This window comes from Microbulbifer maximicatervae (SeqCode), from assembly GCF_052467615.1.
Genome location: NZ_CP174319.1, coordinates 2223381 through 2240501, shown reverse-complemented (window position 1 = coordinate 2240501; position 17121 = coordinate 2223381). Strand labels below are relative to the sequence as shown.

General features: G+C 46.6%; 15 protein-coding genes. 8 read left to right on the top strand and 7 right to left on the bottom strand.

The features are described from left to right. Nucleotides 1-411: 411 nt before the first annotated feature. Nucleotides 412-1668, top strand: a complete 1257-nt coding sequence (locus tag ACJJIM_RS10020) for an anthrax toxin-like adenylyl cyclase domain-containing protein (protein ID WP_444913176.1) — start codon at nucleotides 412-414, stop codon at nucleotides 1666-1668. A gap of 393 nt (nucleotides 1669-2061) precedes the next feature. Here the strand turns inward: ACJJIM_RS10020 and ACJJIM_RS10015 are convergent, their stop codons facing one another. The 3 genes from ACJJIM_RS10015 to ACJJIM_RS10005 form a co-directional block, all read right to left on the bottom strand. Beyond that, entirely contained in the window at nucleotides 2062-3048 is a 987-nt protein-coding gene (locus ACJJIM_RS10015; RefSeq protein ID WP_444913175.1) for an alpha/beta hydrolase, read from the bottom strand. Beyond that, on the bottom strand, nucleotides 3023-3178 hold the full coding sequence (locus ACJJIM_RS10010; RefSeq protein ID WP_282933011.1) for a hypothetical protein: 156 nt from the start codon (nucleotides 3176-3178) through the stop codon (nucleotides 3023-3025). The genes ACJJIM_RS10015 and ACJJIM_RS10010 overlap by 26 nt, the downstream gene beginning before the upstream one ends. A 315-nt stretch (nucleotides 3179-3493) precedes the next feature. Then, a complete protein-coding gene (locus ACJJIM_RS10005) occupies nucleotides 3494-3913 on the bottom strand; it encodes a TraR/DksA family transcriptional regulator (RefSeq protein WP_444913174.1) in 420 nt (139 codons plus the stop codon). 124 nt (nucleotides 3914-4037) lie between these two features. On the opposite strand from ACJJIM_RS10005, the gene ACJJIM_RS10000 reads away from it, so the two are divergent. The 6 genes from ACJJIM_RS10000 to ACJJIM_RS09975 all read left to right on the top strand — a co-directional run bounded on the left by ACJJIM_RS10000 (nucleotide 4038) and on the right by ACJJIM_RS09975 (nucleotide 9509). Beyond that, nucleotides 4038-4400, top strand: a complete 363-nt coding sequence (locus tag ACJJIM_RS10000; RefSeq protein WP_413662162.1) for a MerC family mercury resistance protein — start codon at nucleotides 4038-4040, stop codon at nucleotides 4398-4400. A gap of 9 nt (nucleotides 4401-4409) precedes the next feature. Further along, a complete protein-coding gene (locus ACJJIM_RS09995; RefSeq protein ID WP_444913173.1) occupies nucleotides 4410-4919 on the top strand; it encodes a ZrgA family zinc uptake protein in 510 nt (169 codons plus the stop codon). Between the two features lie 3 nt (nucleotides 4920-4922). Next, the gene (locus ACJJIM_RS09990; protein ID WP_282933007.1) at nucleotides 4923-5390 is read left to right on the top strand and encodes a Fur family transcriptional regulator; all 468 of its coding nucleotides are present in this window, start codon (nucleotides 4923-4925) and stop codon (nucleotides 5388-5390) included. Then, a complete protein-coding gene (locus tag ACJJIM_RS09985) occupies nucleotides 5390-6430 on the top strand; it encodes a CobW family GTP-binding protein (protein ID WP_444913172.1) in 1041 nt (346 codons plus the stop codon). The genes ACJJIM_RS09990 and ACJJIM_RS09985 overlap by 1 nt, the downstream gene beginning before the upstream one ends. A gap of 121 nt (nucleotides 6431-6551) precedes the next feature. After that, nucleotides 6552-8915 carry a M1 family metallopeptidase gene (locus ACJJIM_RS09980; protein WP_444913171.1) on the top strand — a complete coding sequence of 788 codons (2364 nt, stop codon included), beginning with the start codon at nucleotides 6552-6554 and terminating at the stop codon, nucleotides 8913-8915. A gap of 108 nt (nucleotides 8916-9023) precedes the next feature. Continuing rightward, nucleotides 9024-9509 carry a DUF6702 family protein gene (locus ACJJIM_RS09975; RefSeq protein ID WP_444913170.1) on the top strand — a complete coding sequence of 162 codons (486 nt, stop codon included), beginning with the start codon at nucleotides 9024-9026 and terminating at the stop codon, nucleotides 9507-9509. Between the two features lie 158 nt (nucleotides 9510-9667). Here the strand turns inward: ACJJIM_RS09975 and ACJJIM_RS09970 are convergent, their stop codons facing one another. From ACJJIM_RS09970 to ACJJIM_RS09955, 4 genes are all read right to left on the bottom strand, one after another. Continuing rightward, nucleotides 9668-10225, bottom strand: a complete 558-nt coding sequence (locus ACJJIM_RS09970) for a hypothetical protein (protein WP_444913169.1) — start codon at nucleotides 10223-10225, stop codon at nucleotides 9668-9670. Between the two features lie 548 nt (nucleotides 10226-10773). After that, nucleotides 10774-10971, bottom strand: coding sequence for a hypothetical protein (locus ACJJIM_RS09965; protein WP_444913168.1), 198 nt, complete (start codon nucleotides 10969-10971; stop codon nucleotides 10774-10776). Between the two features lie 165 nt (nucleotides 10972-11136). Further along, nucleotides 11137-13464: a TonB-dependent receptor gene (locus ACJJIM_RS09960; RefSeq protein WP_444913167.1), complete on the bottom strand. Its 2328-nt coding sequence runs from the start codon at nucleotides 13462-13464 to the stop codon at nucleotides 11137-11139. 42 nt (nucleotides 13465-13506) lie between these two features. Continuing rightward, a complete protein-coding gene (locus tag ACJJIM_RS09955; RefSeq protein WP_444913166.1) occupies nucleotides 13507-14229 on the bottom strand; it encodes a DUF1826 domain-containing protein in 723 nt (240 codons plus the stop codon). Nucleotides 14230-14859: 630 nt separating this feature from the next. Here ACJJIM_RS09955 and ACJJIM_RS09950 point away from each other — a divergent pair. Then, nucleotides 14860-17085, top strand: a complete 2226-nt coding sequence (locus ACJJIM_RS09950; protein WP_444913165.1) for a S46 family peptidase — start codon at nucleotides 14860-14862, stop codon at nucleotides 17083-17085. The last annotated feature ends 36 nt before the right edge of the window (nucleotides 17086-17121 follow it).

Genomic DNA, 17121 nt, shown 5'->3' with positions numbered 1-17121 from the left:
AATCTATGTAACTTTTAAACTGAGGGGCTATTGGGGCTTAGAGCTCATTTGGGGTAATAGATAATGATGCTTTGGCCGTGTATTTGTACATACAGGATAGGGCATAGAAAGAGTCGGGAAATCGAAATGCTTAAGTTTTTACAGCTCGCAAGTCTGGTTCAGTTTAAGTTCACGGATATTGGTTTATAAAAAGATACAGGTTTAAAAAGGTGGCTATGGAGTTTTAACCCTTCGTCTTTATTAGTGAAAGTTAGAATTTCAGTATTGAGGGTAGACCAGAATAATTTCTTAGGATTCTTGCCCATTAATTTATTGATTTCACAAAGCTCCCCAAATTTATCCGGTGACTTATGTTTGTCTAACTTAATTAGACTCAAGTGTAAGCCCCCCCCAAAAAAAGGAAGTTGATATATGGATCTTATATTTAACAATGCTGCATTACGCCAAAACCTTATAGGTTGCCCTGTAACTCATGCTGATGCATTTAAGTCAACGGCCGCTTCTCATCGTTGCGTTATCATCGTTCGCGCAACAGGGCCAACGTGTACTCAATTACTTGAGCAGGGATATGATACAAAGGGCTTTAGGATTCATGGGAAGTCATGCGATTGGGGGCCGATGGCTGGTTTTGTTTTACGAGACCCCCGGTTAAATAAACACGGGATGAGAAAAGCGGCCTATAACCGCGCTCAGCATCAAGAGGCATTCACTGATAACAACTCTGGCGCGGGATGGACTGCATCAACAACACCGCTTCGCTTACATCAGGAACGGGTTGATTGGCTGATTCAGAACGGAAAGATCAATGTTACAAGAAAAACTCAAGATCGTTACGAAGGTATAGCCAGCCACCCCAGTGGCATTACTTTTCACTATTCTCTTATCAGGGTTAACACATGCTTGGGAGATATGTGGGGTGTTTATGTTGATAAGGAAAAGAGCAGACAGTCAGGTTTTATCCAGGAGCGGGGTAATATCGTTGTTCAGTATGACACTAAGTACAAAGACATGTATGAGCCGCTACTGGCGATGACCAATCCAGTGGAGCATCGTCATTTTCGAAATGAGCACCCTCTGAATGCCATTACCGGGGATTACGACTTATTTGCTATCTGGCCATTTAAGCGGGGCGCAAAGAAGTTTGATCGATATGGAGATGATCGCCGTATTCTCGGCACTGCTCAAGCTTGGTCACAGCGCCAGCATATCGAAAATCAATTGGAAAGAAATTTCACTACCCAGGGGCAAGGCACTAAACTGGGTAATATAACTAATCGGATTTATGAAGTAAGCCAGACACTCAATTCCACAATTGGTGGCATTCGCAACCCGAGAGCTGGAGCTGGAGCTGGGCATTGGGGGCCATTCCCCAGAAGAAATGTACTATGGCACAGTGATGAAGCCGCACGCCCATATGTGAACGATATAGATTTACCCCTTATTGCATTTACTCCTGCTCGCAGTGAAGTGGTTATTCAAACTTTGCAGGCTTTTAGAGAATTTATCGCAATGTGTAGAATACATGGTGTCCATGTCACTTTGGCAGAGGGTTGGGCAATGAACCCTACCAATAATAAGCCCGACCGATTGGGGCAAGGGTATGGAAGATTTGTACCTCGCGACTGGCACTTTGGTCAGTGGATCGTTCCACCTTGGTACAATGCTTAATAGAGTTATTATGTCGATGTCTGTGGTTACTTGAAAAGTAGCCACTACTTCTCCGGTGGCTGGTTGTCAACAGCGTTTTTGGAGCGGTCCTTTTAGGTAAAGTAGATGATTCTGTGTATATTTGAGATGTTCAATATATACAGAGAGAGGGTGTGTGCGGAAACAAATACATTTATCCAGGCGGCAGTCAAGTGAGGTGCTCCAATCTAGTCAAGCTCACCATAAGCTTGTGGAGCAATTCATAGAGCATCAATCTACTTGAAAGTCTGACAAGGGGTTTCTACTTCAGGTGGTAGCTCTCGTGGGATGCGCAAGGTTGTAAGGGGGGCGACGGAATAGTACTAAACTGACATCAAAGATAAAATAGGAATTTGTTCTCAATTTTTTGTGTAACTAACTTTGAGTGCTGTTAAGCCATTTAATAATTTCTTTATGTTCAACTTCTCCTATTGTATTCATGCTTGGGTGATATCTGCCAATAATTTTAATTAACTTTACATTGTCTTTTTTCAAGTTTTCATAATCCACATAAGGAGATATTTGGTCTGAATCTGAGAGTATTAGTAGTGTTGGAACCTTGGAGGACTTTAGGAGTGGTGTTATCTTCGTGTCATCCAGATTGATTTTGGCTTTCTCTAGAGCCAGAATTGCACCCTTGCGAAAGTCTTTTTCAGGGATAATTTTGCTAAGTAGTGGGTGGTCACGTTTTGCATAATTGTACACAGCTTCATCAAATGATGGCATTGGAGCCGAAAGAATAATTCCGCTAATGTCTTGTCGTTGGGAAGAGATATGGGCTGCCGTTAGTGCGCCCATCGAATTTCCCAGAATATAAATATCCTCATCTTTAATGACGCCCTCTTTAATTAAATTGTCAATGAGGTGGTTAATATAATTGCTGTCATCCACCCCGTATTTTTTATTGCCACCTGAATCACCATGACCGAGAAGATCTGGAACAACAACCTGAAACCCAAGAAAACGGAAGTATAAAGCTGAATTGATCATAAAATCTTTTGAGGTGCGAAATCCATGCAATAAGATTACGGTACCATCGTAACTCCGCTCCATAGAGTTTCTGGTTAAATCGATTTTAACATTGTTCTCTTTGTCGCCTTCTCCATGCTTTACGGAGTACTGAAGTTTGTTATCGGTTAAAGGTGGACCATAGTAATAGCTAATACAGTTCTTTTTTTGCAGTGGGCAATATTTGTCTTTTTTGAAGTCTAAGTCTTTAATTTGATCGGCAGTTATTCTGTTGTTAAAAGAATAATCTTCAGCATTGTCTATAAAGCTTGCGATCCTTTGGGAGCAGGCTGAAGTAGCTAAGCATGTTAAGGTAATGGCGAGTACTTCAATTAGAGATACTTTGGTTTTCATGGTTTTTGACTTTAGGAGGTTGCGGTAATTTACTCGCAGGATTATTCGTTTTTCTCTTGCCTTTGATATGTGCCATATAGGCAACCAGTTCTTCTGCCTGCAAACCTGCTGTGAGGGGTACTTCGTTCATAATTTAGGGCTTTTCCAACTTTTGCCCTTGTTTTGCGAAGGGGGCTTAGGAGTCTGCTGAGGTATTGTGTTTCGAACCAGCGTACGCCTAAGATGAGTACTAATTACTTGAGCCGGCTTGTACTTCTTCTAGGCTAGCGTGTGCCACTTATGTTGGGAGTCTAGGGTTTTGCCGAATAACTAAAGTGACCACTAAACCCCTTCTTTGGTTGAGAGGGCTGTCGGCTATCCTCTAAGGCAGCATGAAAACCTCCATTCCTCAAGGTGCTACGGTGTTATATCTAGTCACAGCAAAGCGTGAGGCCGAGTATGGTGCTTACCTTTGCTTGCTGTAGTTGCGTTCCAGCATTTCCTGGCGACTTTTTTCTTCAAAAGAAAGTTCTGCAGTGGGCCTTAATAGCAGTCGCTGCAAACCGATCGGATCCCCACTTATCTCACAGTACCCGTAAGTGCCATCTTTAATCTTCTCTAATGCCCGCTGGATCTTGCGCAGAAGTAGATGCTTGCGGCCGGTAAAGCGTAGGTGTTGCTGGTTCTCCTGCTCTGCGGCCGCTCGGTCCAGGTCATCAGCTAAGGCAAGGTTCGTGGTTGCAATAGCCTGCTGTCCCTGTTCAACCTCTGCCATTAGGTCGCTTTTCAATTCCATTAGACGATGCTGGAAGAAGAATAGTTGTTTTTCGTTCATATAGTCTGAGGCGGGCATCCCCAGCAGTTCTTGCTCACTGATTTTTGGCATTCCATGAATCCCCTGTTCCATAGCTCACGTTGACTTGAAATATTAAATTGATGATATAACATATCATCATGTTGACTGAAGTGTATGTGGTTGTCTTGGGTTCTCGTAGATTAAAAGGATTGTTGTGAGAGATACTTTAGGAATTTTGGCTTCTGGGCTTTGCTTGCTGCACTGTCTTTTGACTCCTTTGTTACCGGTATTGGGAGGTTTGGGGATATTGGGTGCTTTACAAGAGGACCAGTTTCTCCATTTGCTGTTGCTTGTACCCGTGGTAATTCTGGCCTTGGCCAGCTTCCCAGCCTCTTGCCGACGCCATCAGCGCTACGCGGTAATGATTGTTGGTTTCTCCGGGGCATTGCTATTGGTTGGTGCGCTATATATCGAGGGGGTATGGGAGCTAGTTGCCAGTGTTCTTGGTGCAGGCTTATTGATTGTTGCCCACTGGGTAAATCAGCGCTTGATTTATCGGGGCGCTCTTGTCGAATAGGTGAAGATCATGAGGCTTGCAGGAGCATTGTTCGTTGTGTTTTTTTGGGCTGGCCCGGTGGCCGCAGAGGTGGGAAGCCATGTTCACGGTAAGGCGATGATGTACCTGGTGGCCGAAGCAGACAGAATCAGTGTCGAGCTGGAGTCGCCCACAGTCGACCTGGTGGGATTTGAGCATGCGCCACGTAGCGATGTTCAAAAGCAGCGGTTAGAGCAGGTTGCTCACGAGCTATCCAAGCCAGATCATTTTCTTGAGTTTGTCGGTGCCCAGTGCAAACCCTTAAGTGTGGAAGTTAAGGCGCCATATAGCGCAGAAGTTACCAGTGACAACTCAGTGCACAGTGGTTTCCGTGCTAGTTACCAATTCAAGTGTGATAATCTGGCAGAGTTCAACAGTGTCATTGTTACCCTGTTTGAGAGGTTTCCCGGTATTCATGGGATTGCAGTGCAATGGATCAGCTCCGGTCGTCAGGGGGCTGAACTGCTCACTGGTAAAGACAACAAATTGCAAATGAAATAGGCTATGAAAGCATCCCAAATCAAACAGACCCTGAGTGTGGCGGAACAAACCTGTCGCAGTTCAGGTGCCCGCCTGACTGAAAAGCGTAAGAACGTTCTTACCGTGTTGTTGCGGTCAAAAACTCCGCTCTCTGCCTATGAAATAGCGGAGCATTACAATGGTGACTTTGGCGACTCAATTCCCGCCATGTCAGTCTATCGAATGCTGGACTTTCTGGCAGCAGAGAACCTGGTTCACAAACTCAATTCAGAAAACAAGTACCTGGCCTGTGCTCATATTGCCTGTGACCACAGCCACCAGACTCCACAGTTTTTAATCTGCAATCGCTGCAGCAAAGTGCGGGAAATTGGCATTAGGCCCGAAGTCATTGATGCATTGCGGGATACGGTTGAAAGTGCTGGATATCATCTCCAGACATCCCAATTGGAGCTGGATTGTGTTTGTGATGAGTGCAGCCGGGATGCAGCTTAGTGGCAGCTAGTCAGTTAATACGCGGGGTACCTGCCAACGTTATCACTGGTTTTTTGGGCGTCGGCAAGACAACGGCTATCCGGCATCTCCTGAAAAGTAAGCCCGCTGATGAGCGCTGGGCTGTTCTGGTCAATGAGTTTGGAGAAGTGGGCGTTGATGGCGCACTTTTTGAACCAGAACAGGAAGGCAATATTTATATTCGAGAGGTACCTGGCGGTTGTATGTGCTGTGCTGCTGGTTTGCCGATGCAGGTCGCTTTAAACCAGTTACTGGCTAAGGCCAGGCCCCATCGATTAATAATTGAGCCGACGGGCCTGGGGCACCCTAGAGAGGTGCTGGCGGCTTTGTCTGATGCAGTGCGCGGCGGTGTGTTGGACCTTCGCGGTACGCTAACTTTGGTCGATGCTCGCTGTATTGAAGACGACCGCTACTTACGCAGTGAGACTTTTCGGCAGCAATTAGAAGTTGCTGATCTGGTAGTGGCTAATAAGTCTGATCTCTACGGCCCCGAAGACTTGCAAAACCTTCAGCGATTTCTCTCGTTCTTAGGTGAGGGCGCTGAAAAACCGCTGCAAGTGGTGGAGCAGGGGCGTATCGAATTGGATTGGCTCCAACTGCCCTGCAGTTTTCAGGTCTCGTCGGGGAGTGACCACCACCACCCAGTAACTCAGGCGGCGGATGAGATTGAGCTATTGCCGGAGTGTGGCTATCTCCGCTCAGAGAATAGCGGAGAGGGTTACTACAGCTGTGGCTGGCGTTTTAGCCCTGAATTTATATTTGATTATGATGCGCTCTTTTCACTATTCAGTGGCACTGACGCTGAGAGAATCAAGGGGGTATTTATTACCGAGCAAGGTGTATTTGGATTTAATAAGGCTGACAAAGTGCTTACAGTTTTAGAGCTGGATGACACATTGGAAAGCCGGGTAGAGGCGATTAACCAAGCGCGTTTGGATTGGGATGCAATGGAGAGCTCCTGGATCGCTGCCCTGGCGGATAACCAGGGTACCGAAACAAAAGTGTTTTACGAATCCAAATAGCTATATGGCCAGGCATTCAAATCTGGCCTGGCTTATTAGAAATTTTTGCATAAATTCGGTCATTTTTTCGCGGCCGTATTCCGTAAAGTTTTAATCTGACGTAAATCTCTGAAGTAAACCAATGAATATAAAATTACTCGGCCGCTTAACTGTGGCATGGCTTGCTATGTCCGGAACCTCGGGCAGCTTTGCCGCAGACCCCCTCAATGTTACCGGTGATAAGTTCCGCCAGTTGGAGGAGCTACTGCCGACACCTAACAGCTATCGCACAGCTTCGGGAGCCCCTGGTCATGCCTACTGGCAGCAGCAGGCGGATTACGATATCAAGGTTTCATTGGATGATGATAAGCAACTGATCACTGCTTCAGAGACTATCACTTACACCAATAATTCGCCGGACACCCTGCGTTACTTGTGGGTGCAACTGGATCAAAATCGCTTCAAGCCAAATTCCTCTGGTAATTTGGCGACGCCGGTTGATATGGAAGCTATTGAACCGGACACCATTCCATTTAAGAGTTTTCGTCGTGCAGTAGTATCCGGTGAATTCCCAGGCGGATACCAGATTACTAAAGTGGCTGACACTCGGGGTAGGGAGCTTCGCCATACTATTGTCGATACCGGCATGCGAATTGACTTGCCCCAGCCTCTGGTCTCAGGTTCCAGCGTGAGTTTCCAGATTGACTGGGCTTACAAGGTTATTGAGCAGAAAGCACTGGGTGGGCGTTCCGGTTATGAATATTTTGAGCGCGACGATAACTACTTATACGAGATAGCCCAATGGTTCCCTCGTATGGCTGCATATAACGATGTTAGCGGCTGGCAAAACAAGCAGTTCTTGGGGCGCGGCGAATTTGCGCTGGAGTTTGGGGATTATCGTGTTGCTATCGAGGTGCCGGCGGATCATATCGTTGCTGCAACCGGTGTTCTTCAAAATCCCAAGGATGTATTGACCTCCAAGCAGCGCGAGCGTTTGAGAAAGGCTCGAGTAGCCAGTAAGCCTGTGATGATTGTCACTAAGGATGAAGCGCTGGAGAACGAAAAAAGTCGTTCAAATAAGCGTAAAACCTGGGTATTTGAAGCTGAGAATGTACGTGACTTTTCTTGGGCTTCGTCACGTAAATTCCTGTGGGACGCACAGGGTTACAAGAAGGGTGGAACCGATACGATGGCTATGTCCTTCTACCCGGAAGAGGGCACTCCACTGTGGGACAAGTACTCAACAGTGTCCATTATTCATACAATAGATATTTATAACCGCTACAGTTTTGACTATCCCTATCCGGTCTCTATTTCCGTCAATGGCCCTGTGGGGGGAATGGAATACCCCATGATCACCTTCAATGGTCCGCGCCCTGAAATTGATGAGGAGGACCGCAGCAAGCGTACTTACTCTCGCCGCACCAAGTATGGGCTTATCTCTGTGATCATTCATGAGGTGGGGCACAATTATTACCCTATGATCATCAACTCTGATGAGCGTCAGTGGACCTGGATGGATGAGGGCCTGAATACCTTCGTACAGTTCTTGGCTGAACAGGAATGGGAAGAGAAGTACCCATCCCGCCGTGGCGATGCACGGAAAATTGTCGAGTATATGAAGAGTGAAAACCAGGTTCCGATCATGACGAACTCGGAGTCTGTGCTTCAGCTTGGTAACAATGCCTACGGTAAGCCTGCAGCTGCACTGAATATCCTGCGTGAATCCATTATGGGGCGTGAGTTGTTCGATTTTGCTTTCCGGGAATATGCCCAGCGTTGGAAGTTCAAACGCCCTATGCCTGCGGACTTTTTCCGCACTATGGAAGATGCATCAGGTATGGATCTTGATTGGTTCTGGCGTGGCTGGTTCTACACCACTGATAATGTCGATATCAGCCTTGATGCCGTACATCATTACACCGTTGGTACACAAAATCCTGAAGTGGAGGGGCCTTGGAAGCGCGCCCAGCATAAACTGGAACCCGAGACTATCACTGTTATTGAAAATCGTGCGAAAAAGTTGACTCGAATCGTCGATGCTAAGCCGGAGTTGGAAGACTTCTATAATACTCACGATGAGTTTGACGTTTCTAATGCGGATCGCAATAGCTACCAAAGTAAACTAGAAAATCTAGAGGACTGGGAAAAAGACATGCTCAAGGTTGAGAGTAATGTCTACGTGCTGGACTTTAGCAATATTGGTGGCTTGGTGATGCCACTGTTCCTGCGGCTGGAATATGAAGATGGGAGTGTTGAGGATTTGCGTATCCCCGCTGAAATCTGGACTCGCAATGCCAAGAAGACCTCCAAAATGCTGGTGAGGGATAAGAGCAAGGTGCTTAAGTCTGTAGTGCTCGATCCCCATTGGGAAACAGCGGATGTCAATGTGGAGAACAACTTCTATCCACGTCGAATTATCAAGTCACGCCTGGAACTATTTAAGGATGAAAAGCAGCGTAACTTGATGAAAGATTGGGATGAGGAGCTTAAAGAGAAAGATTAGGCCTTGGAAAAAGTGCAGCACGCAGGCGGTCGGCCTGGAGAGCTGCACTTTTGTCCTTTTTACTAAAAATATCCATCTGAAACATTCATTGTGTAGTGGTAGTAATTGATGAAAGTTTTACTTTCCTTTTTAGTGATAGTCACAACCTCGGTATTTTCATTCCAGGCAAGCGCACATCGCTATCATTTTGGTTTGACCAACCTCTCCGTAAACGAGCGTACTCAAACGCTGGAGGTTTCCCATCGTTTTTTTGTTGCTGACATTGAAAAGGCCTTATCAATAAGTGCCAGTAAAGAGTTGAATGAAGCACAAAGACAGATGGAGAGCTATGTCAATTCAAGATTTCAGATTAGCCAAGAAAATGGTGAGGTGGTGAAGCTTAATTGGGTAGGTATGGAAGCCGACGTTCATGACATTTGGATATATCAGGAAGTGCCAATGGTAGATATTTCCAGTAAAAAATTGAACGTTAAACAATCAATGCTGATGGAGATAGAGCGGGACCAGGTGAACACATTGAATGTCAATAATGGCAGGGGAACTCAAAGCTACACCTTAAAGCCCGGTGAGAGTAAGGTAGGGTTCACTTTATGAGCTGGAAACTTGTCAGATAGTATCTAATTCTGTAGTTGATCGTTCAGGGTTGACCTGACAGAAGACCTTTTGAAAACCGGTAACTGTCAGATCAAATCTGAACTGATGCAGTCAAAAGCAGAATAGCTCAATAGGCTATACGTCACTCTTGAGAAAAGTTAAATTACTTGCCCCGTTACCGGCATATATATCATGGTTGTATGGGAATTGCCGTTATGATTACTATCTTTACCAAAAAAATGAGCCATATCTAGTAGCTCCCAACCGCCTATATTTCCATCAGTAAAAACACAGTCACTTTTATTGCCTGCTCCATGACCATTTGAGGTATGAATCATTACATGTCTCATAACTCCTAAATTTGATAGAAAACCAACGAAGCAGCCCTCCGGCAAGGTCATTAAATCGTGCAGAGTATTAACTGATCGGGTTCTGGGGGTGGCTCCAAAAATTCTATTGTAGTTATTGTTACCAGTAACATTATAGTTTTTGTTGTCCATGGTTACACTTGGGCAGTTTACACCCTTGGCGCTCCAGGCACAGTAGAGCGCAGCGTCCCAGCATTGCAAACTACTTAGTTTTGTATAAAGGGAAAGCTCTGGTCCTGTCAGAGTGCCGTTCATGAAAGCGGGTTTCGCATTTCCCATCGCCTCAGCTAACAGACGCGTTCTTCTACCTGGTGTTTGCCCCTCAGGGATTAAGGTCATTAGTGGCATTTTTGTTCCTTATTTTTATGCTTAGAAGTTGTTTTCTAAATGTTAATGCACCAAATGAATCGCATTGAAGCCATGATAAATGAATGGCGGACCTAACTGTTAGAAAAAAGTGCTATTTGTAATGCTGTGTTTTAGTCGGCTAATGGCAATCTCTAGATGCGACTCTTTATTTTATATTTTTTGATTAAATGGCCGCGTTTTGTGGGCGGCAAGTCGTAAAACCCTACTTGGTATCAGGGGTTTCATTTTCGTAATTTCCGTTTCAGATCTTTAGTTTGAGTAACTGTGATCTCTGGTATCAATTTCTGGATGTTATTAACGGCTTCATGTTGCTTGTAAAGGCAGTTGAGTTGAGGTCGCTATGGTTGTTTTAGGTTGGAGTAATAGCTAGATGTAAATCTTTCTTAAATTATCCGCATCGATGGGTAGGGTGTTTGGATTTCCTTATAAAACTATTAATCTGGAGTCACATAATGCCAGTCGAGGCTATTGTGTCCTTTGGTTTTGGTGGTTTTTGGTTGTCTCCGGGGTTATATTCCTTCACGTACTTATTTAAACCAGCTGAGTACTTTCTGGTGGTGTTCTTGCCCGTATAAGAGAATAAAATTACGGGTGTGGTAATTCTTGTTGTCCTGCAGTGCATTGATGCGCTCATCAACAAATTCTGGTGTTAGTTCGATGCCGCACTCTACCGTAATGCAATGTAGCCAAGCGTTGAAATTCTCTGGTACTACTGGCTGGGTCATAATAACTCCTAATTATTTTCTTGGTGCCTACGGGCCCTAAGGGAAGTTCTTGTGAAAACGCAGGGATTTATCTAAGTTCTTATTGAGGGCAATTTATAAAATGGAAAAACCACCGGCAATGATTACTGCTGGTGGTTTGATTGATTGACTAAAGCCTTTCCCTGACTAAAACATGCCTCGCAATCCAACACTAAAGTTCCGCCCCGGCAGTGGAGCAAGTTCCTTTAGGAAGGATGAATGCACGTAAGCTAACTCGTCAGTTAGATTGTTAGCCTTCAGGTAAACGGTGAGGTCGTGTTGGCTTCCTTGAAAAGTGTATGCAAGCTCAGTATTCAAAAGTGTGTAAGCAGCAGTGCTGGTTTCCAGTTCTGATACTTTGTTTTGCTCAAACGCGTGCGTAATCTCAATTCCTGCATCCCATCCATTGGAGCTATAACTCAACATACTGCCCAATCGTGCAGGTGGAATACGAGGCAGGTTACCTCCGTCATCTAACTTTCCACGAACAGTGTCTCCCCACAGTGTTAATGTGATTGGCTTGGATATTTGCCAGGCAAATTCAGCTTCTAGCCCGTAGAGTGTCGAATCAGCTTGATCGAAGACATAAACGGGTAATTCGCCATGATCGTGACTCTCTTCTTCCTCATCGTGACCATGCTCTTCAATATCTTCGCTGGTGTAGCCCGTATTTCGCTCGTAGTAGAAATTATCAACCTGGTTGTAGAATAGATTCAGCACCCAGCCGATATTTCCGGAATGCCGGCGAAAACTGAGGTCAATGTTGTTGGAAACCTCTTCCTCAACATTGTTCTCGTAGTAAAAATAGGGCTCTTCTGTGTCATCCAGTCTAAATAGTGCGCCGACTTCGAAGGTGCTGGTGCCAATATGGGGACCATAAGAAAAAAGTTCAGCGGCACTGGGTGCTCGTTGGGCGTGGGTAAAAGAGATGCCGGCATTGTAATTAGCGGCAATGTCCCAGACCAAGCCGGCAGAAAAACTATAGGGTGTGAAAGCTAACTTATCGAGATTTCCCCCCTCCCAGTCATCATCGGTGGCTTCGATAGTGACTCTTTCGATTCGGGCTCCTAACTGCCATAGGAACTCTCCCGTGTGCTTTTCCTGTATTAGCCCAATCGCTGAGCTTTCCGTTGTGCTCGGCGGAGTGAACGCCTCTTCGCCTATTGCTTCAAAATCGGTGGTTTTGCTTTCCAGGGTTATTGCACCACGCCAGCCGGCCATATCTTGCAGCAGCAGGTTGACCCGTGCTTGCAGTGTTTGATTACTGAATGTCGTACCGATAGCGTTGTTTTCGATCTCAGAATGTTCGTAGTCTGTGTAGCCAATTCTGGCATCCAGGCCGCTCAACCATGGGTTATCCAGTGACAGTTCGCTAGCCAATTGCCAGCGGTCCTGTTTCAAGTCAGAGACTACTTCTAACTCTTCTTCATGCTCGTCATGATGCTCTGACTCATCTTCCTCGTGTTCCTCATGTTCTTCAGCGTGCGAATGACCGTGCCCGGGAATACCATTAACTCGCTCCAGGCGTCCATAGGCAAGGCCGATAGATCCATTATCTAAAAACCAGTTTCCACCAATGTTGAACCCGTTGCTTTTTGAATCGCTGTTCTCTAAGACCCCACTGGAATGTTCGTCATGATTATTTGAGGAGGGGATTTCATAGTCATCACCTTTGCGCCAGAAACTGTCCACGTGGTATGCCAGCTGGTCATTACCGCCGGTATGGGCCAGTGAGGCTTCGCGTTCATTTGCAACAGTATTGCTTCCCAGCGAATAAGCAGTCCTGTTTTCACTAGAGGTGGGTATTCTCTCGTCTACCACATTGACGACACCACCAATGGCTCCGGACCCATAAAACAGGGTGGCGGGGCCTCGCAGGATTTCTATCTGCTCTGCGGTAATTGTCTCTGTGGCGACGATATGGTCTGGGCCAACCCGGGAGGCATCAGCGCTATCGAGTCCATTTTGGGTAATCAGGACCCGGGGGCCGTTGAGCCCCCGGATGATTGGACTACTGGCTACTGGTCCAAAGTAGCTGGAATGAACTCCCACTTCATTTTTGAGGGTTTCTCCCAGAGTGGAGGCTTGTTTTCGACGTAGCTCTTCGCCAGCGACTACGGTTACAGGTTGTGCCGACTCAATAGTAGAGGCATGTAATGGTGTGGCTGTTACATCGATTTGTTCGATAACGGTGTGTTGCAGGGTAACCTTGAGGGGCTCATCCTGACCGGCTTGTAAAACTATCGTTTTGTGGCTGTGCCCTGGGGCATTGATGTGGATTTCGCGGAGTTGCGAAGTATTCACCTCAAGTGAAAATCGGCCCTGGGCATCTGTTTGGGTCTGTAGTCGACTTCCCGCGACTTCAATACTGGCGCCATAGATGGGCTCTCCAGAAGTATCTAATACCTGTCCGGAAATTCCATGTGCTAAGTTTGAAAGAGTCATCAGTGCGAAAAGGTTCGCGGTAAATTTCATGGGTTATTCCTAATAAGAGTTTTACGTCCCAGTAAGCGCTCCTCACTCGTCGGCGGACCCGAAATCGAAAGTGAGTAGCAGTCGCAGTTGGCCGGGCTCGACACTCGGCGAGCGGTGGATGAGACCGGCCCCTTCATTGCCCTCCCAGAGTTCGCCTTTGAGAAGGGCAACCGAGCCGCATGCCAGGTGATTGATGGAAGTTGGAGGGAATTCCTGGTTAGCCTTTAAGTCGAGCGTATTTGGGTCAATAGAGTCTGGTGCCAGCCACTCTGTACCCGTACCTAAATATGTCGTAATCAATCGGCAGGGCACCCGATCTACATGAAACTTGGGGCACATTGCACCGTTCAGGGTTGTTAAACGAATACCGACTCCACTTAGCTCAAATAGGTAACTGAACATATCTGCCAGTAGCTGGATATCAGCACACAAGTGCGGGTAGGGAGCAAGCTCTGGCAATGCTTCACCGAGGCGCTCGATCTTGGAGGTGGGTAATAGAATCCTGCGGTTGGGGTGTACACCACTATTTAAGAGGGTGCGGCAATCACTGGCTATGCTACTGGGCAGTTCCCGTTGCCAGATGGCCATATTGATATCAGCTCGGAAAATATCTGCTAAAACTTCTCCATTATCTGCAGATACGGCCCGACGGGTATTTGGCAGGTCTGCCTCTGACAGTCCTTCCTCTTTCGGAGCCAGTTCAGCACTTGGAGTTTGTGTGATAAGTGTCTCATGGCTTCTTTCTGTAAAGTCGGTCAGGCTCAAGCTAATCTCCAATTAAGTAACTTCGTCTAATAAACTCTATTTTTAGAGGCTTTAATTGCTTTGCTCTCTGCTGTGGCGGGCGCTGCAATACCTAAATTCCTCACTCGCACTACCCACCTCCCAATACAAGCTATGATATAACATATCATATTGAGAATGGTCGGCCTAGGCAACCTCCAACATTGGGGTGAATCAAGCTTGAAGACCGAATTCATCGGGAGTTCTGACAGCTGGAGGGAACCTTGGTGAGGCGTATTGACCACTGCCTGGCGCAAGTAGATTATTCGGCGATGTTCTTTTTAGCAGCAAAACTGTTTATCGCAGATTTCTTTCTTGCTGTCGTCGTAATTCACATTTTGCTCAGATTTGATTGAATCAAAATGATATGGTGTATCAATTGTGTATTTATAGTTTATCCCACTTGAGTGGAGGAGCCAGGGAAATAATGGCAATGATTGGCAGGATTTAGCTAGGGGTGCAGCTTCGTGCCGGCCTGCAGCTGGGGAGGGTGTGTTACTCTGTCAGCCTGCCGTGTTTATGAGTGAATTTTCGGTGTACCGGAAAAGACAGGGTTAGCGTTGGGAAGTACCCAAAATTAACCTGTTATTTTTTAAATATTGCTGAGTAAATATGAAAATAAATAATTCTATTGTTTACGGGGTTGCAACTGCAGCATTATTTGCTGGAGCGAGTTGCGCCAGCCTCGCCGCAGAGAAAGAGAGTGTTTCGACAGAAGGCATGTGGCAACCTCAGCAGTTGCCTGAGCTGTCCAAAGAGCTTCGGACTCATGGCCTGGAGCTGGACCCAGCCAGCATGACCAAGCTTACTGAATTTCCAATGAATGCGGTGATCAGCCTGGGAAACTGCTCTGCTTCCTTTGTCTCTCCCACGGGATTGGTGATTACCAACCACCACTGCGCCTACGGTTCAATTTCATACAATTCAACTGAATCCAAGGATTTACTGGCTGAAGGTTTCCTGGCCGGAGATTTGTCTGAAGAGCTGCCTGCTGCACCGGGCTCCCGCGTCTACGTCACCGTTGCAATGAACGAAGTAACGGACAAGGTTAACGAACGCCTGACAGATGAGATGGATGGTGCTGCACGTTTTGCCGCAATCGAAGAAGCGGAGAAGGCGCTGGTTTCCGAGTGTGAAAAAGATCCGGGCCATCGTTGTGATGTCTATAGCTACTACGGCGGTTTGAACTACTACCTGGTTAAGCAGCTAGAAATCCGCGATGTGCGTTTGGTTCATGCGCCGGCGTCTTCGATTGGCAAATTCGGCGGCGATATCGATAACTGGATGTGGCCTCGCCATACCGGCGATTACGCTTTCTACCGCGCCTATGTTGGCAAAGATGGTAAACCGGCTGATTATTCCAAAGATAATGTCCCTTACGAGCCCAAGCACTATTTGCCTGTAGCGGCAAAAGGGCCTAAAGAAGGTGATTTCGTGATGGTTGCCGGTTATCCGGGGCGTACAAACCGTTATCGCACTGCCCAGGAAGTGGAAAGCAACTTCAACTGGTATTACCCAAACATGCAGCGGGTACTGGGTGAATGGTCGGAAACGATTGGTGCGGCAACTGCCGACAATAAAGATGCAGAGTTAAAGTATGCAAGTCTCGTGGCAGGTTTGAATAATTACTCTAAAAACTTTACCGGTATGATGGAGGGTTACCAGCGCAGTGATCTATTGCAGCGTAAAGAAAAGCTGGAAAAAGATTTGCAAGCTTGGGTGGATTCAGACAAGGCCCGCGAGAAAAAATACCAGTCGACGATCGATGATCTTGAGGCGCTGGTTGTAGAAAAAGAATCAACCCGTGAACAGGACCTGGCCATCGATTATATGGATCGTTCAGCCATGCTGGGTGCTGCGAGCAAACTGTATCGATTGGCCAAAGAGAACGAAAAACCGGATGCTGAGCGCAAGCCGGGTTATCAGGAACGGGATCTAACCCGATTCAAAGAGGGCATGCGTCGTATAGAGCGCAGCTATCACCCATCAGTCGACAAACAGATCTGGCTTTACTTCCTGGACCGTTACCAGGCGCTCCCGAAGGAGCAGCGTATAGCCAGCTTTGATCGTTACTTGAATATCGGCAAAGGCAATACTGACCTAGAGGCAACTCTCGACAAAATGTATAAGGAAACAGAGCTTTCCGATGTCGAGGTACGTGATGCGTGGATCGGTAAAAAGCCTGAAGACTTCAAAGAGAGCAAGGATCCGTTTATCCAGCTGGCAGTGGCAATGTACGATGATATGCTTGAGCGTGAAGAGCATGAGGAATCCATGAAAGGGCGTTTCGCCCAATTGCGCCCACAGTATATGGAGATGCTAATAGATTATTACCACTCCTTAGGTAAGCCGGTCTACCCGGATGCAAATAGCTCTCTTCGCGTGACTTATGGCCTGGTTAAAGGCTATGAGCCACCAGCTGGAACAATTAAAGAGGCAGCAGATGGTAATGACGGTAAACAAGGCTTTGTACCTTTTACAACATTGCGTGGTATTAAGGCAAAGTATACCGGCGAGGACCCCTTTGATGCTCCCAAGGCTTTGATGGAAGCGATCGATAAGAAGAACTATGGCCGTTACTATGAAAAGCAGCTGGATTCAGTACCGGTTAATTTCCTAAGTACCGTAGATATTACGGGCGGTAACTCAGGATCTCCGACAATGAATGGTCGCGGTGAGTTGGTGGGAGTCGTATTTGACGGAACCTACGATAGCATCAATGCTGACTGGGACTTCACTGATAGTACCCGGGCGATTCATGTCGATATCGCTTATATTCTCTGGGTAATGGAGAATATTGACGGGGCCGGATACTTGGTTCGGGAGATGGGCCAGTAGCCGACTATAGTTGAGTTAACGCCCTCAGTGAGCAAT